Consider the following 21,624-nt stretch of genomic DNA (forward strand, 5'->3'; position numbering starts at 1 on the left):
TTGCGTTCATATTGGTCGCGGCGCAGGTGCTGGGTGGCCCAGCCGGGCGCCCGGAGACGGAGGGAAAGGTACTGATGATCCACCGCTGGAGTATCGCCCGCCGGCTCTTTGTGGCGAACCTGTTGATTGTGGTGTGCTTCATCGCCGTGGTGGGAACGGCGGCCTACGTGGACGCCCGGGACCGGACGTACAGCGAAGCGGGCCTGCGGATGACCGGCATCGCCACTTCGATCGCGTCCAATCCGCTGGTGCTGCAGGCCGCCGGGAGCCGGGACCCGTCGTCAGTCCTGCAGCCCTATGCCCTCGACGTCATGGAGGAAGCCCACGTCGATTTCATCACCATCATGGCCCCGGACCGGACCCGCTGGACCCATCCGAGGAACGAGGAGCTGGGCAAGCCGTACATCGGGTCCATCGATGCGGCGCTCCGGGGCGAGACGTTCACCGAGGTCACCTCCGGCACGCTGGGCCCCTCGGTGCGCACTATCGTTCCGGTGAAGGACGACGCCGGCACGGTCCGCGCCCTTGTGGCCGCCGGGGTGACGGTGGGCACTGTCGACGTCGCCTTCGCGGCGCGCCTTCCGGCCCTGGCCGCCATCGGCCTCGCGTTGCTGGTGGGTGGCTCGCTGGCTTCGTGGCTTTTGGGCAGGTACCTCCGGCGGGTCACCCGCGGCTGGGGCCCCGAGCAGCTCTCCCAGCTGTTCGCCTATTACGAATCCGTTCTGCACTCTGTCCGCGAGGGCCTGATCCTGATCGATACCCGGGGACGGGTGGTGATGTACAACGACCAGGCCGCAGAGCTGCTCGGCCTTGCCCAGACCGGCAGCAGCGACCCCACGCGGCCTCCGTCGCTGTCAGACCTTCCGCTCGACGAGGGACTCCGCGGCCTTTTCGAGTCGGGGCGCCCGGCCAATGACGAGATTGTCCTTACCGGTTCACGGGTCCTGGTAGTAAACCAGGGCCCGGCCAAGGGCCCGGAGCCTTTCGGACCCCGGGGCAGGACACCCGTGTACGGTACGGTGGCCACCCTCCGCGACCGGACGGAGATCGAGGCGCTGGGCAATGAGCTGGAAACCATGCGCACTCTTTCCGATGCCCTGCGGGCACAAACCCACGAGCATGCCAACAGGCTCCACACCATGGTGTCGCTGCTGGAGCTGGGACGGACCCAGGAAGCACTGGATTTCGCCACGAAGGACCTGGAGTTGAGCCAGCAACTGACCGATGACATGGTCAGCTCAGTGGATGAACCGGTCCTTGGCGCCTTGGTGATGGGGAAGGCGGCTGAAGCGCACGAACGCGGGGTGCACCTGGAAGTCACCGCCCTCGGTTCGGGCACGTCGGCCGGAATTGCTGTGCAGGACCTGGTCACGGTCCTCGGAAACCTGCTGGACAACGCCATCGACGCCGCGGCCGACGCTCCACCGCCGCGCCGGGTGGAGCTGACGGTAGAGTCGGACGTTGAAGGGCTGGATATCGCCGTCCACGACTCAGGGGCCGGCATCGATCCGGCGTCTGCAGAGAACATGTTCCGGCATGGTTTCAGCACCAAACCCGCCGGCCCCGGCGGGCGCGGCATAGGCCTGGCTTTGGTCCGCCAGGCTGTGCAGCGCCTGGGCGGCTCGCTGGTCATCAACGGGCGCCGGGGTGCCAAATTCGAGGTGTTCCTGCCGGCGGCGGTGGCACCGGAGGCGGCCGTGCCGGAGAATTCACCCGGTGCGCGGACCAGGGATGCCGGAACTGCCGCCGGGACAGACGCTGCCGGAAAGGGAGCATAAAGCGTGAGCAATATTCGCGTCCTCGTCGTTGAGGACGAAGCCATCGCCTCGGCCGCCCACGCGGCCTACGTTGGACGGCTGCCGGGCTTTGAACTGGCGGGCACGGCGCCCGACGGGCAATCGGCGCTCCGGCTGCTGGGCGATTTCGCGGCATCCGGCAGTCCCGTGGAACTCGTCCTGCTGGATATGAACCTCCCGGACCTGCACGGGCTGGACATCGCCCGCCGCATGCGGGCTGCCGGCCTGCTCGCGGACATCATCGCCATCACCGCCGTCCGGGAGCTCGCCGTCGTGCGCAGCGCCGTGGCCATCGGCGTGGTGCAGTATCTCATCAAGCCGTTCACCTTCGCCACGTTCTCGGACAAGCTTGAAAGTTACCGCCAGTTCAGGCAACAGCTGGCGGACGGCACGGGCGCGGCAGGAAGGGCCGGAGCCTCCCAGAGTGAAGTGGACCAGGCCTTCGCAAGCCTGCGGGCACCTTCCGAGCTTCCGCTGCCCAAGGGGCTGTCCACCTCCACGCTGGACTCCGTCAAGGACTTCCTCAAGGCGCAGCGGAATGCCGTCTCCGCCACCGAGGTCATGGATGCGCTGGGGATGTCCCGCGTCACGGCGCGCCGCTACCTTGAGTACCTGGCCGACGCCGGAACGGTGCAGCGGACGGCCAGGTACGGGACGCCGGGGCGCCCGGAGAACGAGTACCGCTGGAGCGGACGCTGAGAAGGTCCGGGTCAGGACCGCAGTGGTCCTGGTTCCGGGATTTCCGGCCGCAGTGTTCCGATGAGCTGCTCGATGACCCCAACGTCCTCGATAGTGGACGGCACGGTGTATTCCACGCCGTCGGCAATCTGCCGCATCGTCTTGCGGAGGATCTTCCCTGACCGCGTCTTGGGCAGCGCATCCACCACCGTTACGTGCTTAAAGTCGGCGACAGCCCCGATGTCACGCCGGACCATTGCCACCAGTTCGGCGGCCAGTACGTCGTCCTGAATCTCGACGCCGGATTTCAGGACCACATACCCGCTGGGGCGCTGTCCCTTGAGCGGATCAGCAAGGCCGATGACGGCGCATTCAGCCACGGCGGGGTGCTGGCCGATTACCTGCTCCATCGCTCCGGTGGAGAGGCGGTGGCCGGCAACGTTGATGATGTCATCCGTCCGCCCCATAACGAAGACGTACCCGTCACGGTCCCGGAAGCCGGAGTCTCCGGTGGCGTAACAGCCCTCGAAGGCCTGCAGGTAGGACGAGACGAAGCGTTCGTCGTTTCCCCAAAGGGTGGTCAGCGTCCCGGGCGGCAACGGCAGACCCAGCACAATGTTCCCCTCAACGTCCGGCTCCACTTCCTCTCCCAGTCCATCAACGATCGCCAGCCGGAAGCCGGGCATGGGGACGCTGGGCGAACCTGCCTTTATGGGCAGTTCCTCCAGCCCGCGGGGATTGGCGCAGATGGCCCATCCTGTTTCCGTTTGCCACCAGTGGTCCACCACCGGGACCCCCAGGGACCGGGACGCCCAATGGAAGGTGTCGGTATCCAGCCGCTCCCCCGCAGTGAACAGGGTTCGCAGGCTGGAAATGTCGTAGTCCCGCAGCAGTGCTGCCCCGGGGTCTGCCTTCCTGATGGCGCGCAACGCAGTTGGGGCGGTGAAGAGGACGTTGACCCTATGGTCGCGGACCACCCGCCAGAAGGCTCCGGCATCAGGGGTTCCCACGGGTTTTCCCTCGTACAGCACGCTGGTGGCCCCTGCCAGCAGCGGTCCGTAGACGATGTAGGAATGCCCCACCACCCAGCCAACGTCCGACGCGGTCCACATGACGTCGCCCGGGCCGGCACCGTAGATGTTCCTGAGCGTCCAGTCCAGTGCGACGGCGTGCCCGCCGTTATCGCGCACCACGCCTTTCGGCGTCCCGGTAGTGCCTGAGGTGTAAAGGATGTACAGGGGATCGGTGGCCGCCACGTCAACCGGGGCAGCAGGCGTGGCACTGGCTACCTCCGCCTCCCAGTCCAGCCACCCGTAGTCAGCGGCTGAGGCGGCGAAGCCCTCCCTGGCTTTGGTGATCACGGGAAGGCCGGGCACGCCGGCCAGGGCGAGCGCCTCCGCCACGGCGGGCAGGTACTCGATCCTGCGCGCCGGCTCCAGTCCGCCGGACGCCGTGACCACCAGCACCGGCTGCGCATCACGGATCCGGGCCGCAAGTTCCTTGGGCGCGAATCCGCCAAAGACCACGGAATGGACCGCGCCGAGGCGGGCGGAGGCAAGCATGGCGATGACCGCTTCCGGAATCATCGGCATGTAGATCACCACGCGGTCGCCCTTGCCGACACCCTGGTCCCGCAGGACGCCGGCAAAGTCCGCCACGAGCCCGGTCAGCTCCGCATAGGTGAAGCGGCGTTGGGTGCCGAGCATTGCCGAATCGTAGATCAGGGCGTCCTGGCTCCCCCGGCCGGCCTCCACGTGGCGGTCCAACGCGTTGTAGGAGGTATTCAGGACGCCGTCCGGGAACCAGCCGTAGAGCGGTGCCCGGCTTGCGTCCAGTGCCTGCCGCGGCGGCGCGGACCAGCCCACCGTTGCCGCGGCGCCAAGCCAAAAGGCGGCTGGATCAGCAAGGCTCTGTTCGTATGTATCCCGATAGCTGTCAACCATGAAAGTGCATCCCGTCCACGACATTGTGTTGCCGCCATGCTAGCCAAGGGACAGTTTTCAAACAAGGGTTATGTATACAGAGATTGACCGTTCACCCATGAAAACTGAAGTTGGGTCGGATTTTTGAGCATCTCTGTATACACTGAAGGAGTTCAGTTACCGAAGGAGTTACCGATGCGCGCCAGCGACAGGGCCTACGCCGCCCTCCGGGACGACATCACGGAATGGCGGCTTCTTCCCGGCACGATCCTGGGCGAAGTAGAACAGTCCGAACGCCTCGGCGTCTCGCGCACACCCCTACGGGAGGCGCTGGGCCGGCTTAACGCGGAGGGGCTGACGACGACGGCAGGCGGCCGCGGCGTCGTCGTCACCGACGTTTCGCTCGACGACATCGACGAACTGTTCGAACTCCGCGAAACGCTGGAATGCAGGGCTGCCGCCTTGGCGGCAGAACGTGGAGATTCCGCCGTCTTCCTCCAGCTGCAGAAGGAACTCCATGAGGCGCCTGCGCTCATTGACGGCAGCGACGCTGGACGGCACGAGTATTACGGCCTGGCCGGGCGCCTCGACGCCGCCATCGATGATGCGGTGGGCAATGCCTACCTCATCCAGGCCATGCGGGCCCTCCGGGTGCATCTGGTCCGGGTCCGCAGGCTCGCTGCCGACGACGCGGAGCGGCTCACTGCCGCGGCGGCTGAACATGCTGCCATCGCGGAAGCCATTGCCTCCCGCAACCCCCGCCTGGCTGAAGCAGCCACCACCCTCCATCTCCACCGCAGCTTGACGCACGTCAAAAATACGCACACACCTCATCACAGGGAGAACCATGGTTAAGCAACACCACGTCCGCGTCTACAAGAGCGAAGAGAACCTGGCCCGGGAAGAGCAACTGGCCCACAAGATCGCCGCCGTGGCCGCCGATCCCGTGGAGGTGGTGCCGGAGGTGACCGAAATGGTCATCAACCGCATCATCGATAACGCTTCGGTGGCCATCGCATCGCTGAACCGGGCGCCGATCGTCGCCGCCCGCGCGCAGGCCCTCACCCATGCGCCAAGCACCGGCGGCAAGGGTGCCAAGGTGTTTGGCATCGGCGAGCGCGTCTCCCCCGAATGGGCTGCGTGGGCCAACGGCGTGGCTGTCCGCGAACTCGATTACCACGACACGTTCCTGGCCGCGGACTACTCCCACCCCGGTGACAACATCCCGCCCATCCTGGCCGTCGCGCAGCACACGGGTTCCAGCGGCGCCGACCTGATCCGCGGCATCGCCACCGGCTACGAGATCCAGGTGAACCTGGTGAAGGCGATCTGCCTGCACAAGCACAAGATCGACCATGTGGCCCACCTCGGCCCCTCGGCCGCTGCCGGCATTGGCGCTTTGCTGGGCCTCGACGTCGAAACCATCTTCCAGTCCGTAGGCCAGGCGCTGCACACCACCACCGCAACCCGCCAATCCCGCAAGGGCGAGATCTCCACATGGAAAGCCCACGCACCCGCATTCGCCGGGAAAATGGCCGTCGAGGCGGCAGACCGTGCCATGCGCGGACAGACCTCCCCGGTGCCAATCTATGAAGGCGAAGACGGCGTGATCGCCTGGATGCTGGACGGTCCGGACGCCTCCTACGAAGTACCCCTCCCCACCCCGGGTGAGGCCAAGCGCGCCATCCTGGACACCTACACCAAGGAGCACTCGGCTGAGTACCAGGCGCAGGCCTGGATCGACCTAGCCCGCAAGCTGCACCGCGAGCACCCTGAGGTGACCGATCCCGCCAACGTGGCGTCGGTCCTGATCAGGACCAGCCACCACACGCACTACGTGATCGGCTCCGGCGCCAACGACCCCCAGAAGTACAGCCCCACCGCCAGCCGGGAAACCCTGGACCACTCCATCCCCTACATCTTCACCGTGGCACTCCAGGACGGCTCCTGGCACCACGTGGACTCGTACGCCCCCGAACGTGCGGCCAGGCCGGACACCGTGGAGCTGTGGCAGAAGGTCACCACTGAGGAAGACCCGGAGTGGACCCGCCGCTACCACTCCCTGGACATCAGCGAGAAAGCCTTCGGCGGGTCCGTGGAGATCACCCTCACCGACGGCACCGTCGTCACTGACCAGATTGCGGTGGCGGACGCCCACCCGCTGGGTGCGCGGCCGTTCGCCCGCGAGCAGTACGTCAACAAGTTCCGCACCCTTGCGGCCGGGCTCGTGGAGCAGGCCGAAATCGAAAGGTTCCTCGCCGCCGTCGAACGCCTCCCGGAACTCGCAGCGGGCGAACTGGACCAGCTGAACATCACTGCCGCCCCTGGCGTCATCAACCTTGGCGCGGCACCGAAGGGACTGTTCTGATGCTGTACTCGAAGACCACCCCGGAACAGAAGCGGGCCGCACTGCGCGGGATGCTCGCCTCCGGCACCATCCAGCAGTTCCCGGGGGCGTTCAACCCGCTGTCGGCACGGCTGATCGAGGAAAAGGGCTTCGCCGGCGTCTACATCTCCGGCGCCGTCCTCGCCAACGACCTTGGCCTGCCGGACATCGGGCTGACCACCCTCACCGAAGTGGCCACCCGTGCGGGGCAGATCGCCCGCATGACCGACCTGCCCGCCATCGTCGACGCTGACACCGGCTTCGGCGAACCGATGAACGTTGCGCGCAGCATCCAGGAACTCGAAAACGCCGGCCTGGCAGGCTGCCACATCGAAGACCAGTTCAATCCCAAAAGGTGCGGCCACCTGGATGGCAAGAACGTGGTGGACCTGGACACCGCCGCCAAACGCATCCGGGCCGCGGCCGATGCCCGGCGCGACCCCAATTTCCTCATCATGGCCCGCACCGATATCCGTGCGGTGGAGGGGCTCGAAGCCGCCCAGGACCGTGCCCGCGCCCTGGTGGAGGCCGGTGCCGACGCCATCTTCCCGGAGGCCATGAAGGACCTGTCCGAGTTCCAGGCCATCCGGGACGCCGTGGATGTGCCGATTCTCGCCAACATGACCGAGTTCGGAAAGAGCGACCTGTTTACGGTGGAGCAGCTGCAGTCGGTGGGCGTGAACATGGTGATCTACCCGGTCACCCTGCTGCGCATTGCCATGGGAGCTGCAGAGCGTACGCTGGAAACGATCAAGGCAACAGGATCACAGGAAGCACAGGTGGAGAACATGCTCACCCGTGCGCGTCTCTATGACCTGGTGGACTACGAGGCGTACAACCGCTTCGATACCGGCGTTTTCAACTTCCAGATTCCCGGCGTCCGGTAGGAGCCTGGATCCCCGCAAGAACGAAGGAGTTCAATATGGCAGCTGTTGATATCAAAAAGGGCCTGGCCGGCGTCGTGGTGGACTACACCGCGGTGTCCAAGGTCAACCCGGACACGAACTCCCTGCTGTACCGCGGCTACCCCGTCCAGGAACTGGCCGCCAGGTGCAGCTTCGAGGAAGTGGCCTACTTGCTGTGGAACGGTGAATTGCCTGCCGAAGGGCAGCTGGCGGAGTTCACGGCACGGGAGCGTGCAGGGCGGGCGCTTGACCCGGTGGTCAAGCAGGTCATCGACGCGTTGCCCGCCACGTCCCACCCGATGGATGTCTGCAGGACAGCGGCCTCCGTGATGGGGGCCCGCCACCCGCTGGCCGAGGACTCGTCCCGCGAGGCCAACATGGCCAAAGCCGTGGACCTGTTTGCCGCCATGCCGGCGGTAGTGGCCTACGACCAGCGCCGCCGCCACGGCCAGGACCTGGTGGAACCGCGTGAGGACCTGGGCTACTCAGCGAATTTCCTATGGATGACCTTCGGCGAGGAACAGGTGCCCGAGGTTGTGGAGGCGTTCAACGTCTCGATGATTCTCTACGCCGAGCACTCCTTTAACGCCTCTACCTTCACTGCACGCGTCATCACCTCTACGCTGTCCGACCTGCACTCGGCGGTCACAGGAGCCATCGGGGCCCTGAAGGGTCCGCTGCACGGTGGGGCGAACGAGGCCGTGATGCACACCTTCGACGAGATCGGCATCCGGCAGGAGGAGTCCCTGGACGAGGCGGCAGCCCGGGCGAAGGCCTGGATGGAGGATGCCCTGGCGAACAAGAAGAAGGTCATGGGCTTCGGCCACCGCGTCTACAAGCACGGCGACTCCCGGGTGCCCACCATGAAGGCCGCCCTGGACAAGATGATTGCCCACTACGGCCGGCCCGAACTGCTGGGACTGTACAACGGCCTGGAAACGGCGATGGATGAGGCCAAGGCCATCAAGCCGAACCTCGACTACCCGGCCGGGCCCACTTATCACCTGATGGGCTTCGATACGCCGACGTTCACTCCATTGTTCGTGGCCAGCCGCATCACCGGCTGGACAGCACACATCATGGAGCAACTGGACTCCAACTCGCTGATCCGCCCGCTGAGCGAGTACAACGGCGCCGAGGAACGGCACCTGCCCTAGCCTTTCTGCAGGACGTACGACGGCGGTGCGGCACCCGGGTGCCGCACCGCCGTCGTACGTTAAAGGCCTGGGAAATTGGGGAAGACCCGCAGCCTAGGGAAGGACGCTGCTGGACGACGCGACGGATTCGTTGTCTGCGTCCATGGTGACCACGACGTTGACCGTGCCGCCTTCCAGCACCACGGGCAGCCAGTGGTCAGCGTCCTGCCACATCCGGTCCACCGGCAGGGCATCCACCCGGAACCACTCGGGCAGGATCTCGTCGCTGGGCTGCGGTTCACCGGTCCAGGTGCGCGCCGTGAAGAGGGTGGTCTTCATGTCCCACTCCGGCCTGGCGGGAAACACGAAGTGCACGGCTCCCGCGTCCGTGAGGTCCCCCTGCTGCAGCACCACGCCGGTTTCCTCCTGGACTTCCCGGATCACGGCCTGGACGCTGGTCTCCCCCGCCTCGACGTGCCCGCCAATGCCCACGATCTTGCCCCTGCCGAAACCGGTCTGTTTCAGGCCCAGGAGCACCTGCGGGCCGTCGGCACCGTCGCGGAGCAGGAAGCAGAGGGTCACATCGGCTGCGGTCATTTTCCCAGCCTAGCGGGCCTTCCGGGAGGGCAGCCCGCGGCGCGTGGACTGCCCCGGCATGGCGGCCGGCGCGTTGCTACAGTGAGGCCCATGAGCATGGCCGGAGAGGAACATCCCGCCCCCGCCCGAAAGGCCCGCACCCTGCACGGCGGCGGTGTCCGGTTGCCAGACTGGCTGGTCCGGAATCCGCTGCATGCCGGCTGGCTGTGGACAGGTTCGTGGGCGCTGCTGATCGTTGCCGACGAACTCGTAGACCTCGCAGGTTGGACCTGGTACGTCTTCGTGGGGATGGCGGCCCTGCCCACCCTGGGATGCGCGGTGGCGGTACTGAACGCCACCCCGCGCCGCTACCTCCGTCCGGCCAAGGAGTCCGTGCTCTCGCACTTCTTTGTCCGGTTCCTGGCACTGACCGCCGCGTTCCTGGTGTGGGGCATCTCGGTGGTGGCCAGCGCATCGATTTCCACCACCGTGCAGGCGCTGGCCGGAGACTCGGAGCGTGCCGTCACGTCCCTGGGCCTCAACCTCCTGGTAGCTGCTGTCCCGCTGGTGGTCACTGTCCTGTGGATGGCCCTGATCATCCGGTGCGCCTGGTTCCTACGCCGCCTCCGTGGCTGGCGCCAGGCGCCCGAAGGCACGCGCCTTCCCAAGAAGTTCCTGCGGGGGTCCCCCCGTGCCCGGCGGGTGGTGGTGGGCCTCGCCCACCCGGGCCTGCTCCTGGTGGCCGGGCTGGGCACCTCCATCCTGGCCCTGTTCCTCGGCGCCGTGGAACTGACGCTCAACGTGATGGAATAAACCGGTTCCCGGCCGGACCGTTCCAGCCGTGCCCCTCCGCACCGGGTTCGTCAGAGCCGGGTGTGCATCAGCCCAAGGCCCTGGGGTGTGCGGCTGCGTAAACCTCGCGGAGGGTATCGGCCGTCACCAGTGTGTATACCTGGGTGGTGGTCACGGAGGCGTGGCCCAAGAGTTCCTGGACCACCCGCACGTCCGCGCCGCCTTCGAGGAGGTGGGTGGCGAAGGAGTGCCTGAGCGTGTGGGGAGACACGTCGCGGGTGATGTTGGCCTTTTCAGCGGCCACCTTCAGGATGGTCCAGGCGCTCTGGCGGCTGATCCTGCCGCCGCGGGCGTTGAGGAACAGCGCCGGTGTCCCCTTGCCCTTCGCGGCCAGCAGCGGCCGGCCGCGCACGAGGTACGCCTCCAGTGCCCTGGCGCCGTACGATCCCAGGGGCACCAGCCGCTCCTTGGAGCCCTTCCCGAAAAGCCTGACGATGGCCGGTCCCTGCTCCGTGTCGTCGCCCGCCAGCGAAATATCGTCAACGTCCAGCCCCACGGCTTCGCTGATCCTTGCCCCCGTGGAGTAGAGGAATTCCAGCAAGGCCCGGTCCCGCAGGCCCGTGGCGGTGTCGGTTCCTGCGGCCTCCAGGATCCTCGTGACCTCGTCCACGGTGATGGCCTTGGGCAGCCGCTTGCCGGCCATAGGCGGATGCACTTCACTGGCCGGGTCCGACGCCGTATGCCCTTCCAGGGCCCAGAACTTATGCAGGCCCCGGACGGCCACCACGGTCCTGGCGGCGGACCGCACTCCGAGGGCCGAACCGCCGTCGGACCCGTCCGAGAGGGCGCGCACGAAACCCGTCACGTGGTGCCGCGTGATGTCCCCGGGCTGCTGGCAGCCGGCGCCGGCCAGATAGCGGGAGTAGCGGGCAAGGTCCCTGCGGTAGGCGGCCAGGGTGTTTGCTGCCAGACCTCGTTCGACGCCCATATGCTGCAGGTAGTCCGTGACCCCGCGGTCAATCCTCGTGGGTGCGGCCGCAGCTTCCCCGGGTTCCGCTGCTTCGCTCAGCGTGGTTTCCGCCGGCGGTGCCATCCCGGCGGACGGACCCGGAACCATCAGCGCTGGCTGGGGTGGGCGGGCCAGGCTGCGTCGGCTGGGCGGAGCCCGGCGTACCCGTCGGCCCGGGCGGCCGCTGCCGCGAGGATCCCGACGACGGCCGACGGGTTGTGCAGCCGGCCGGCCAGGACGGAAGCGACGGCCTCGTCCAGGCTGATCCAGTGGAATTCGATCTCGGCTTCCTCGTCCGTCCGCTCGTGCCGCTCGGCATGCGGTACCTCGGTGAGGTCCCGGGCCAGGTAGATGCGGATGGCCTCGCTGGAAGATCCGGGCGAGTTGAAGACGTCTGCCAGGACGTTCCAGGTAGCTGCGGCGAGGTCCGCTTCCTCGGCGAGCTCGCGGGCGGCGCCCACCACAAAGTCTTCGCCTTCAACGTCCAGCAGGCCTGCCGGGACTTCCCACAGGTCCATTCCCACGGGGTGCCGGTACTGCTTGAGGAGCAGGATTTCGCCCTGCGCGTTCATGGGCAGGACAGCGACGGCACCGGGGTGGTCGATGTAGTCGCGGGTGAGGGCGTCACCGGTCTCCTGGAGCTGGAAGGTGTCGCTGACGACGTCCCAGATCCGGCCCTCGTAAACCTTCTCAGACGACAAAAGACGGCGTGGGCTCGGTGCATCCGAAACCTGCCTGGCTGCAGGGGTGGTTTCAGGTGTACCGGGCATCACGCCGTCCTTTGTTCTGTTGGCTCTACTTAGCCGCTACCGTACCGGACTCCGGAGCACCGGCGGTCACGGCTGCGGCCGTGTCGGCGTTGCCGCCCTGGTGGTCCAGTGCCGCCTTGATCAGGCCGGCGAACAGCGGGTGCGGCCGGGTGGGGCGCGAACTCAGTTCCGGGTGCGCCTGGGTGGCCACGTAGTACGGGTGGACCTCGGCCGGGAGTTCGACGAACTCCACGAGCTTGCCGTCCGGGGAGGTACCGGAGAAGACGAGTCCCTCGGCAGCGATCTGGTCGCGGTATTTGTTGTTGACCTCGTAGCGGTGGCGGTGGCGTTCGCTGACGGTGGTCTTGCCGTAGGTTCCGGCAATGACCGAGCCCTCGTCAAGCTTGGCCTCATACAGGCCCAAGCGCATGGTGCCGCCCAGGTCGCCGCCGCCCTCGACGAACTCCAGCTGCTCTTCCATGGTGGCGATGACCGGGTACTTGGAGTCCGGCTCAAACTCGCTTGAGGATGCACCTTCCAGGCCGACGACGTTGCGGGCGTACTCGATGACCATGCATTGCAGGCCGAGGCACAGGCCCAGCACCGGGAGCTTGGTCTCGCGGGCGAACTTCAGGGCGCCCAGCTTGCCTTCGAGGCCGCGGATGCCGAAGCCGCCCGGGACGCAGATGGCATCGACGCCGTCGAGCGCCTTGACCGCACCCTCACGGGTTTCGCATTCGTCCGAGGGGACCCAACGGATCTTGACCTTGGTTTCGTTGGCAAAGCCGCCGGCGCGCAGGGCTTCGGTGACGGACAGGTAGGCGTCCGGCAGGTCGATGTACTTGCCCACGAGGGCGATCTCGACGTGGTGCCGCGGGTTGTGCACTGCTTCCAGCAGGCGGTCCCAGCTGGTCCAGTCAACGTCCTTGAACGGCAGGTCCAGGGCACGGACGATGTAGGAGTCCAGGCCCTGGGTGTGCAGGGTCTTGGGGATGTCGTAGATGCTGGGGGCATCGGGGCAGCCGATGACTGCTTCGAGGTCAACGTCGCACATCCGGCCGATCTTGGCGCGCATGGCTTCGGGAATTTCGCGGTCCGACCGGATCACGATGGCTTCGGGCTGGATACCGATGGAACGCAGCGCGGCCACGGAGTGCTGCGTGGGCTTGGTCTTCAGTTCCTGGGACGGTCCGATGTACGGGACCAGGGACACATGGACGAAGAAGACGTTGCCGCGGCCCACGTCCTGGCGGACCTGGCGGGCCGATTCGAGGAACGGCTGGGACTCGATATCGCCAACGGTGCCGCCGATTTCGGTGATGATGACGTCCGGAGCGTTCTTGCCCTCGGCAGGCAGGCGCATCCGGCGCTTGATTTCGTCAGTGATGTGCGGAATGACCTGGACGGTGTCGCCGAGGTACTCGCCGCGGCGCTCCTTGGCGATAACCGTGGAGTACACCTGCCCGGTGGTGACGTTCGCCGAGCCCTCGAGGTTCTCGTCGAGGAACCGCTCGTAGTGCCCGATGTCCAGGTCCGTCTCGGCGCCGTCGTCGGTGACGAAGACCTCGCCGTGCTGGAAGGGGTTCATCGTGCCCGGATCCACATTCAGATAGGGATCGAGCTTCTGCATTGTCACAGACAGGCCGCGCGCCCGCAGCAGGTGGCCGAGGCTCGAAGCCGTCAGCCCCTTACCCAGCGAGGACGCCACACCACCGGTCACGAAGATGTGCTTGGTCGTCTTGGATGAGCCCGGGAACCGGGAATTTACACGGGAATTTGATCGCTGCACCACGGAATTCGAGCCTATCATCAATTGAGCCTTCCACGGATCGTCCGGACTGTTCCCCAAATGCTCCAGTGTGCAGTCACGCGCACCTTCCGGGCAAGGGCCCAGGGACCGCAACGGGCCTGAGAAGGCACCGGCGTTAAGGTCCTGTCAGCCGCGCTGCGGCAGGAGTTTTGCGTCGTCAAGCAGCTCCTGGGCGTGTGCCTGGGCCGATTCGGAGTCCTCTTGGCCGGCCAGCATCCTGGCCAGTTCCCGGACCCGCTCCGTCCCATCGAGGAGGCGCACATCACTGGACGTGAACCCGGTGGCGGTGCCGCCGTCGGCCCCCCGGACTGAGGTCTTGGTCACGGTGATGTGCTGGTCCGCGAAAGCTGCCACCTGCGGCAGGTGCGTCACCACCAGCACCTGGACGTGGCGGGCGAGCATGGCGAGGCGGCGGCCGATCTCGACGGCGGCGCGGCCGCCCACTCCGGCGTCTACCTCGTCGAAGACGAACGTGGGAACGGGGTCCACGGCGGCGAGCACCACCTCGATGGCCAGCATGACGCGCGAGAGCTCACCTCCCGATGCGCCCTTGCCCAGCGGCCGGGCGGGGGCACCGGAATGCGGCTGCAGCAGGAACGCGATGTCGTCGGCACCATGGGGCCCCAGCTGCCCCGTCGGCTCAAGGTTGATCACCAGCGTGGCATCCGCCATGGCCAGTGCCTTGAGCTCGGCGCTGACCCGTCCTGACAGGTCCTTGGCGGCCTTGGCACGGATCTTGCTGATGGCGGCGGCCTGCTTGGCCAGGTCCGCCTCCGCACGTGCCACCTCGGCGTCCAGGGACTCAATCCGCGAAGAGTCGTCCTGCAGTTCGTCGTGGCGGGCCCGGGCCTTCTCCGCCCATTCCAGCACTTCGTCAATGGTGGGTGCGTACTTGCGCACCAACTTGGCCAGGGCGCCGCGCCGGTCCTCGATTTCGGCAAGCCGCTCAGGGCCTTCCGTGTCGAGGCCCGCCTGGTAGCTGGCCAGGTCCGTGGCGATGTCGTTGAGCAGGAAGCCCACTTCGGCCAGCCGGGCCGCGGCCGATCCAAGCTCGGCGTCGTGCTCCGCAACCTGTTCGAGGGTGCGCTTGGCTGCGTCCACCATGGTGGTGGCATCGCCGGCTTCGCCGAAGTCCTCCGCGATCAGGGCCTGGTGCGCGGTGCTGGCGGCGATCCGCAGCTCTTCGACGTTGGCCAGCTTTACTGCCTCCGCCTTCAGCTGCCCGTCCTCCCCCGGCTGCGGGTCCACGTCGTCGATCTCCGCCAGGGCGGTCTGCAGGGACTCGGCTTCGCGAAGCCTGTCCCGGGCTGCACTGCGCAGGCTGTCCAGCTCTGCCTGGCTGGCTTTCCAGTTTCTGTAAAGCTCCTGATAGGCGTTGAGCGGGCCGGCCAGCGTTTCGCCGGCAAACTTGTCCAGCGCACCACGTTGGGCTGCAGCGCCCTTGAGGCGGATCTGGTCGGTCTGTCCGTGGACCACCACCAGCGTTTCGCCGATTTCGGCCAGGACACCGACGGGGGCCGCGCGGCCGCCCAGGAAAGCGCGGCTGCGTCCATCTGCACCGAGGCGGCGTGCCAGGATCAGTTCCGCGCCGCCGTCGAACTCTTCAGCTTCGGCGCCCGCCTCAAGGGCGCGGACCACGGCGGGGTGGCCGGCGTCGAGCTTCAGGACCGCTTCAGCGGTGGCACTCTTTGCGCCGCTGCGGACGGCGCCCGCGTCCGAGCGGGCGCCGAGCAGCAGGCCGACGGCGGTGACCACCATCGTTTTGCCGGCACCGGTTTCACCGGTCACCACGCTGAGGCCAGGCCCCAGCGGCAGGGTTGCGTCTGTAATGACGCCAAGATCGCGGATTCTCAGTTCTTCAAGCATGCATTCACTCCGCAGTCGACGGATCAGGTTCGGTGTCCGGCCGGTCCTCCTGCGGGACCTGCAGAGGCTGCTTGGGCCGGGGCGTGCGGACCACGGGAATGGGTCCCGTGTGGACCGCGCTGGCCTTGGGCACCGGCCCCCGCCAGCCGTGGATGGGGAGCTCGAACTTGCGGACCAGGCGCGCCGAGAAGGGCGTTTGGTGGGTGCGGGCCAGCCGCACGGGGGTCGCGGATTTGGTGACTTCCACCCGGGCGCCCGGCGGAAGGTCCACCGACCGGCGGCCGTCACACCACAGGACGCCCTGGGCCTCCGTGCGGCTCAGGACCTCGACCGCAAGCTTTGACCTGGGCGAAACCACCAGGGGTTTGGCGAACAGGGCGTGGGCGCTGATGGGGACGATGACGAGTGCCTCCACCTCCGGCCAGACCACTGGGCCGCCGGCAGAGAACGCGTAGGCGGTGGACCCCGTGGGAGTGGCCATCACGATGCCGTCCGAGCCGAACGAGGTCAGCGGGCGTTCGTCCACTTCCGTGACCACCTCCAGCATGCGTTCCCGGTTGGCCTTTTCGATGGCGGCCTCGTTCAGGGCCCAGGTGTGCCAGATTTTTTGGCCCCGGACCCATACCTGGACATCGATGGTCATCCGCTCTTCCACGGTGTAGTCGCGGCTTGCGATCCACTCCACCGTCTGGGCCAGGTCGGCACGCTCACTCTCGGCCAGGAAGCCCACATGGCCGAGGTTGACCCCAAGCAAGGGGACGTCCACTTCGCGGACCAGCTCGGCTGCGCGCAGGATGGTGCCGTCGCCGCCGAGGACCATCACCAGTTCCACCTCCGGCAGGCTCACATGATCGTGGAGGACTTCGACGGGGTGGGCAAGGTGCCCGAAGAACCGCTCCATGTCGTCCAGTTCGGACTCCTGCATGACGGGCACAATGCCCGAGGCATGCAGGAGCGCACAGGCCTCCCAGGCGGCCTTCAGCGATTCCTCGCGGCCGGTATGGGCAAGGACCAGTACACGCCTGCTCATCAGGTTCCGCTCTCTAGTGTTTCGGCCAGATTTGTCCGAGCAAGGCAGCTGCTGCCGCCTCCCGCTCTTCGATCTTAGGCAAGTCTTGGGTGATCCTGCGTCTTATCCACAGGAAGTATTCGACGTTTCCGTCCTGGCCCGGCAGCGGACTCACCGCCAGCCCGTGCAGGTCCAGCCCGGCGTCGAGCGCTGCCATGGCCACCTTGTGCACCGCGAGCCGCCGTTCCCGTTCCGAGGTGACCACGCCGGTGCGGCCCAAACGGTCCTTGCCGATTTCGAACTGGGGTTTGACCATAAGCACCAGGTCTCCGCCCGGTTCCGTGCACCCGGCCAGGGCCTGCACCACCAGGGTGAGGGAAATGAAGGAGAGGTCCGCGACGGTCAGGGCGACCGGGCCGCCGATGTCCTCCGGAACCATGTACCTGACGTTCAGGCCTTCGTGGACGGCGACGCGTGGATCGCTGCGGAGGTGGGGCACCAGTTGGCCGTGCCCGACGTCGACAGCCACCACGTGTGCCGCGCCGCGCCGGAGCAGGACGTCGGTGAAGCCGCCGGTGGACGCGCCGGCGTCCAGGCACCGCTTTCCTTGGGCCGTAATGCCCGGGAAGGCGTCGAGGGCGCCGGCCAGTTTATGGCCGGCGCGGCTGGCGTACGTGTCCTGGTCGTCATGTTCGACGGCGAGATCCCTGTCTTCGTCAACCTGCAGTGACGCTTTGGCGAGGACTTTGCCTTCGGAGCTGACCTTGCCTTCGGCGATGAGGGTTGCTGCGTGCGTCCGGGACCTGGCCAGGCCCCGGGCCACCAGGGCCTGGTCGAGGCGTACCGGCATCAGGCTGCGCCGTTCGTTGCGCCGGTACCGCGGGGGCCGGGAACCGGGGGCCCCGGAGTACGGGTTCCGGGGTCCTGGGGTCCGGCATCCTGGGGTGCAAGGCCTTGGGATTGAAGGTCCTGGGGCTTAACGTCCTGGGGCTTGGCGTTGAGGGCATGCAGCAACTCATCATGAAGCCTGGCGTAGGCCTCTTCATGCTCTTCAACGGGAGTGGCGGGCAGGGTTTCCAACACTGTCAGGGCTTGGGCCACTAAGGCGTCAGGGATCGCAGCGGCGTCCAGCCCGGGCCAGTCCCGCGACGGCTGGGCTGATGATTCTTCAGGTCCGGTCAGCTCAGTCATCCGTTAAGTCTAGTGACCGAGCCAGGCCAGCTTGGGCGCCTGCGCCGTTGGTGCGTCCGGCGTCGCGGCCCACCACGCCGCGCAGGCGGCGCGCCACGAGTCAAGGCTGTCCTTGCTGCCAATGACGCCCACGGCACCGTTGGCGACGCGTGCCGTGGCGTCGCCGCAGGAGTAAGTGCCGTCGTCGTGCGTCACCTCGGGGTACGGGCGGTACAGGTCGGACAGGGCGTTGATGATGTAATCCGGACGCTCGGCGGAGCGGGCGGCCAGGATCGTTTCCAGGGTGTCGACGCCGGTCAGCACGGCGACGGTGGCAAACCCGGCATTGTTGCCGCCGAGGATGTCCGTGTCCAGCCGGTCGCCCACTACCAGCGGGCGTTCGGCGCCGAGCCGCTTGGCGGCGGAATGGAACAGCGGCGCCTCCGGCTTGCCGGCCACGAGCGGCGTCCGGCCGGTGGCAGCGGTCACCGCCGCCACCAGCGTTCCGTTCCCTGGCGCGATTCCACGAGCCTGCGGGATGGACATGTCGGTGTTCGTCGCCACCCAGAGGGCCCCGGCGGACACCACGTAAGCAGCTTCGGCCAGGTCCTTCCAGCCGATGCCGGGGTTGAAGCCCTGGACCACTGCCACGGGTTCCTCGTCCTGGCCGAAGACAGGGGTGAGCCCCACGAGCTCGATTTCGCGGGCCAGCGCCGGACTTCCCGTAATGAGGACCTTCGAGCCCGGCGCCAGGCGCGAAGCGAGCAGGTCCGCGGCCGCCTGTGAGGAACTGACTACCTGCTCATCCTCAGCCGGCGCCCCGAGTTCCCTCAGGTGGGCTGCTACCTCGGCCGGGGACCGCGAGGCGTTGTTCGTGACGTAACCAAGTCCCACGCCCACGCCGGCCAGCTGCTGCAGTGATTCCACGGCGCCCGGAATGGCATGCGGGCCGGCGTACACCACCCCGTCCAGGTCGGACAGGAGGGCGTCAAAGCGGGAAATCAGGGAAATGGCAGTCATTCGGTTCAGTCTTCCCGGCGGTCCTGGTTGGCAGCAGCGTCGTCGCCGGGCTCTTCACTGCCGGCTTCTTCGTTGCTGCTGTCTTCGTTGTCGGTGTCTTCGTTGTTGGGGTCCAGTTCGTCCTGCTCCACCGAATCCTCGTCCGACTCTGCGTCGTCAGAGGCGAAGTAATCCGCATCCTGGTCGTCCACGTTCTGGTCCACGGCGTTCTGGGCGTCGGCACTTTCTGCAGTGCCGTCGTCGGACGCGGAACCATCCTGGCTGCCGGCAGCTGCCGAAGCTGTTTCGGAGGCTTTGACGGCGTGCTCGCGGAGGCGACGGCGCTCGGCCTCTTCGCGGGCCTCTTCCTCTTCATCCCAGCCGAGGTCGATGATGTCAGGCTCTACTTCAACGCCCTGTCCCAGCGCGTTCTCAGCGACGACTGCCTGCTTGTTCCACTTGTCTGCCTCGTCGTTGCGTCCCACGGCGGAGAGCGCGCCGGCGTAGGCGCGGAACAGCCGGGGGCTGTAGGAGAAGGCACGGTTGATGTCCAGCTGCGGAATTTCCAGCTCAGCGACGGCGGCATCGAGCTGGTCCAGGTCGGTCCTCGCGCCGGCGGCGACGATGGCCAATTCCACCTTGCCCGGAGCATCCAGGTCCTGCGCTTCCTCGGAGCGGGCAACATCCAGTGCCCGGTCCGGGCGGCCCAGGCCACGCTCGCAGTCAGCCATGACGGGCAGGTGGACGTTGGAACCACTGATCCGCCGGTAGGTGCGGAACTCGCGAAGGGCTTCGCCGTAGTGGCCGGCGCCGTAGGCAGTCAGGCCGACGGCTTCGCGGACGGCACCGAGGCGGCCGCCGCGGCGGCTCGCAGCGAGGGCATGCTGGAAGGCCAGCTCCGGCTCGTCATCAATCAGGCGGCCGGCCATCACCAGGTGGCGGGCAACCCACTCGGCGCTCTTGGGCTCAAGGGTCTTGATCTGGTGCTGCGTGGCGCGGTCCAACTCCTTGCCGGTGACGTCCTCATCGATCTCGGGTGAGCGTTCGCGGTCGGGCCGGTTGGAGCTGCGGATATCGGATGCGTTGTGCGTACGGGCAGGGCGCTCTTCCTGGCGGTCCCGGCCGAAGCCACGGCCGGAGTCGCTACGGAACGAGTCGCCACGGCCTGCTCCACGATCTGCTCCGCCGCGGGCGGGGCCACGGTCGGATCCGCGGTCGAAACTGCGGGAGTCCCTGTCCTGGCGATCGCCGAAGGGCTTGCGGTTCTCGCCGCCGCCAAAGCTACGACGGTCCTGATCACCGTCACGACGGGGACGGTCGCCAAAGGGCTTACGATCCCGATCACCATAGGGACGGTTCTCACGGTCACCATAAGGCTTCCGCTCACTACCACCGCTGAAACCACGGCGATCCTGATCACCATCGCGGCGCGGACGGTCGCCAAAGGGCTTACGATCCCGATCACCATAGGGACGGTTCTCACGATCGCCGGAAGGCTTGCGGTTTTCGCCACCGCTGAAACCACGGCGATCCTGATCACCATCGCGACGCGGACGGTCACCAAACGGCTTACGATCCCGATCACCATAGGGACGGTTCTCACGGTCACCATAAGGCTTCCGCTCACCACCACCGCTGAAACCACGGCGATCCTGATCACCATCACGGCGCGGACGGTCACCAAACGGCTTACGATCCCGATCACCATAGGGACGGTTCTCACGGTCACCATAAGGCTTCCGCTCACCGTTACCGGAGGGGCGTTCGTTGTTGTCGCGGTTGCCGCGGCCCCGGAACCCACGCGGGTCACCGCCCGAGTTGTTGTTTCCCCGGAACGCTCCGCGGTCGTCTCCGCGGTTTCCTCCGCCGTGTTCGGCCATGATGGATTCCTCCTGTTGTGAGCCGACCACTGGCGCAAACTGCAGCCGCTCGTATACGTGCTTCTTACTTACGCAACCCGAAACCAAGCGCTTCCAGGTCCGTACATCTCCATCAATTCTAGGGGAGCCCGCATAATCGACGGTCCAGAGTTGGTCCTGGCGGCTGCATCGTGTGAATCTTCACACCGCTGCACGCCCGTCGTAGCACTTTCGCCGGCAGGATCGCTCCCCAACATCCCTTCCCCACCCCTGTGACGCGTGCTCACTTGTGGCGGCTCTTTTTCTGACGCGCGCTCACTCGTGGCGGCTATCCTTCTGACGCGCGCTCACTCGTGGCGGCTATCCTTCTGACGCGCGCTCACTTGTGGCGGCTATCCTTCTGACGCGCGCTCACTTGTGGCGGCTATTCCGGTAACGCGTGCTCAGTTGTGGTGGTTGCCCGGGCTTTTGTTGCGCTATCAGGTGGGGTACTTATGAGCGGGCCCCTTGTGCCCGATGTGATGGGGCATGAGGGGTGGTTGTTCTTGGTTTGAGCGGGGGGTGGGAGCAGCCACAAGTGAGCGGGCGTCCGGGTGGGTGCCGCCAGGAGTGAGCGGGCGTCCGGGTGGGAGCCGCCACAAGTGGGCGGGCGTCCGGGTGGGAGCCGCCACGAGTGAGCGCGGATGTGTGTGGGTGCCGCCACGAGTGAGCGCGGATCCGGGTTGGAACCGCCACAAGTGAGCGCGGGTCCGGGGCGGGAACCGCCATAAGTGGGCCCGGGTTCGGGTGGGTGCCGCCGCGAGTGAGCGGGCGTTCGGGTGGGTGCCGGCACGGGTGAGCGCGGGTGCGGGTTTGTGCACCGCGACCTGGTGGTGGGGGTTTTAAATGTGGGAGGCCCCAACCAGGTGCTGGTTGGGGCCTCGACCAATGTTTTGTCCGGCGGTGTCCTACTCTCCCACACC

The 21,624-nt window shown here is 66.9% G+C and carries 19 protein-coding genes; 8 read left to right on the forward strand and 11 right to left on the reverse strand.

Features of this window, described 5'->3' with window-relative positions; translation table 11 throughout:
* Positions 1-74: 74 nt before the first annotated feature.
* On the forward strand, positions 75-1,778 hold the full coding sequence (locus tag ACFV4R_RS18795) for an ATP-binding protein (RefSeq protein ID WP_377203847.1): 1,704 nt from the start codon (positions 75-77) through the stop codon (positions 1,776-1,778).
* Positions 1,779-1,781: 3 nt separating this feature from the next.
* Positions 1,782-2,495, forward strand: a complete 714-nt coding sequence (locus tag ACFV4R_RS18800; RefSeq protein ID WP_377203775.1) for a response regulator — start codon at positions 1,782-1,784, stop codon at positions 2,493-2,495.
* Between the two features lie 11 nt (positions 2,496-2,506).
* On the opposite strand, the gene ACFV4R_RS18805 is transcribed toward ACFV4R_RS18800, so the two are convergent.
* On the reverse strand, positions 2,507-4,417 hold the full coding sequence (locus tag ACFV4R_RS18805) for an AMP-binding protein (protein ID WP_377203774.1): 1,911 nt from the start codon (positions 4,415-4,417) through the stop codon (positions 2,507-2,509).
* Between the two features lie 174 nt (positions 4,418-4,591).
* Here ACFV4R_RS18805 and ACFV4R_RS18810 point away from each other — a divergent pair, with 174 nt between their 5' ends.
* Genes ACFV4R_RS18810 through ACFV4R_RS18825 form a run of 4 tightly spaced genes read left to right on the forward strand, consistent with a single transcriptional unit; the run spans position 4,592 to position 8,844 of the window.
* On the forward strand, positions 4,592-5,251 hold the full coding sequence (locus tag ACFV4R_RS18810; protein ID WP_377203773.1) for a GntR family transcriptional regulator: 660 nt from the start codon (positions 4,592-4,594) through the stop codon (positions 5,249-5,251).
* Complete coding sequence (locus tag ACFV4R_RS18815; RefSeq protein WP_377203772.1) at positions 5,244-6,764, forward strand: MmgE/PrpD family protein; 1,521 nt, start codon at positions 5,244-5,246, stop codon at positions 6,762-6,764. Before ACFV4R_RS18810 ends, ACFV4R_RS18815 begins: the two co-directional genes overlap by 8 nt.
* Positions 6,764-7,669, forward strand: a complete 906-nt coding sequence (prpB, locus tag ACFV4R_RS18820; RefSeq protein ID WP_056077663.1) for a methylisocitrate lyase — start codon at positions 6,764-6,766, stop codon at positions 7,667-7,669. The genes ACFV4R_RS18815 and prpB overlap by 1 nt, the downstream gene beginning before the upstream one ends.
* 35 nt (positions 7,670-7,704) lie before the next feature.
* The gene (locus ACFV4R_RS18825) at positions 7,705-8,844 is read left to right on the forward strand and encodes a bifunctional 2-methylcitrate synthase/citrate synthase (RefSeq protein WP_377203771.1); all 1,140 of its coding nucleotides are present in this window, start codon (positions 7,705-7,707) and stop codon (positions 8,842-8,844) included.
* 93 nt (positions 8,845-8,937) lie between these two features.
* On the opposite strand, the gene ACFV4R_RS18830 is transcribed toward ACFV4R_RS18825, so the two are convergent.
* The gene (locus ACFV4R_RS18830) at positions 8,938-9,420 is read right to left on the reverse strand and encodes an 8-oxo-dGTP diphosphatase (protein WP_377204302.1); all 483 of its coding nucleotides are present in this window, start codon (positions 9,418-9,420) and stop codon (positions 8,938-8,940) included.
* 90 nt (positions 9,421-9,510) lie between these two features.
* Between ACFV4R_RS18830 and ACFV4R_RS18835 the strand changes: the two genes are divergently transcribed.
* Positions 9,511-10,212 carry a hypothetical protein gene (locus ACFV4R_RS18835; RefSeq protein WP_377204303.1) on the forward strand — a complete coding sequence of 234 codons (702 nt, stop codon included), beginning with the start codon at positions 9,511-9,513 and terminating at the stop codon, positions 10,210-10,212.
* A gap of 67 nt (positions 10,213-10,279) precedes the next feature.
* Here the strand turns inward: ACFV4R_RS18835 and xerD are convergent, their stop codons facing one another.
* The 9 genes from xerD to ACFV4R_RS18880 all read right to left on the reverse strand — a co-directional run bounded on the left by xerD (position 10,280) and on the right by ACFV4R_RS18880 (position 19,807).
* Positions 10,280-11,308, reverse strand: coding sequence for a site-specific tyrosine recombinase XerD (gene xerD / locus ACFV4R_RS18840; protein ID WP_377204304.1), 1,029 nt, complete (start codon positions 11,306-11,308; stop codon positions 10,280-10,282).
* Complete coding sequence (locus ACFV4R_RS18845) at positions 11,308-11,970, reverse strand: NUDIX domain-containing protein (RefSeq protein WP_377204305.1); 663 nt, start codon at positions 11,968-11,970, stop codon at positions 11,308-11,310. The genes xerD and ACFV4R_RS18845 overlap by 1 nt, the downstream gene beginning before the upstream one ends.
* A 25-nt stretch (positions 11,971-11,995) precedes the next feature.
* Complete coding sequence (locus tag ACFV4R_RS18850) at positions 11,996-13,759, reverse strand: CTP synthase (RefSeq protein WP_377204306.1); 1,764 nt, start codon at positions 13,757-13,759, stop codon at positions 11,996-11,998.
* A 126-nt stretch (positions 13,760-13,885) separates the two neighbouring features.
* Entirely contained in the window at positions 13,886-15,625 is a 1,740-nt protein-coding gene (recN, locus tag ACFV4R_RS18855; RefSeq protein WP_377204307.1) for a DNA repair protein RecN, read from the reverse strand.
* 4 nt (positions 15,626-15,629) lie between these two features.
* On the reverse strand, positions 15,630-16,655 hold the full coding sequence (locus tag ACFV4R_RS18860) for an NAD kinase (RefSeq protein WP_377204308.1): 1,026 nt from the start codon (positions 16,653-16,655) through the stop codon (positions 15,630-15,632).
* Between the two features lie 13 nt (positions 16,656-16,668).
* Positions 16,669-17,484, reverse strand: coding sequence for a TlyA family RNA methyltransferase (locus tag ACFV4R_RS18865; RefSeq protein WP_377204309.1), 816 nt, complete (start codon positions 17,482-17,484; stop codon positions 16,669-16,671).
* Positions 17,484-17,825 carry a hypothetical protein gene (locus ACFV4R_RS18870; RefSeq protein WP_377204310.1) on the reverse strand — a complete coding sequence of 114 codons (342 nt, stop codon included), beginning with the start codon at positions 17,823-17,825 and terminating at the stop codon, positions 17,484-17,486. Before ACFV4R_RS18870 ends, ACFV4R_RS18865 begins: the two co-directional genes overlap by 1 nt.
* Before the next feature lie 9 nt (positions 17,826-17,834).
* Complete coding sequence (locus ACFV4R_RS18875) at positions 17,835-18,824, reverse strand: HAD-IIA family hydrolase (RefSeq protein WP_377204311.1); 990 nt, start codon at positions 18,822-18,824, stop codon at positions 17,835-17,837.
* Positions 18,825-18,829: 5 nt separating this feature from the next.
* Positions 18,830-19,807: a hypothetical protein gene (locus ACFV4R_RS18880; RefSeq protein ID WP_377204312.1), complete on the reverse strand. Its 978-nt coding sequence runs from the start codon at positions 19,805-19,807 to the stop codon at positions 18,830-18,832.
* Between the two features lie 81 nt (positions 19,808-19,888).
* Between ACFV4R_RS18880 and ACFV4R_RS18885 the strand changes: the two genes are divergently transcribed.
* On the forward strand, positions 19,889-20,704 hold the full coding sequence (locus ACFV4R_RS18885; protein WP_377204313.1) for a hypothetical protein: 816 nt from the start codon (positions 19,889-19,891) through the stop codon (positions 20,702-20,704).
* Positions 20,705-21,624: the final 920 nt, after the last annotated feature.

The organism is Pseudarthrobacter sp. NPDC059871 (assembly GCF_042731175.1).
Taxonomy (GTDB): domain Bacteria; phylum Actinomycetota; class Actinomycetes; order Actinomycetales; family Micrococcaceae; genus Arthrobacter.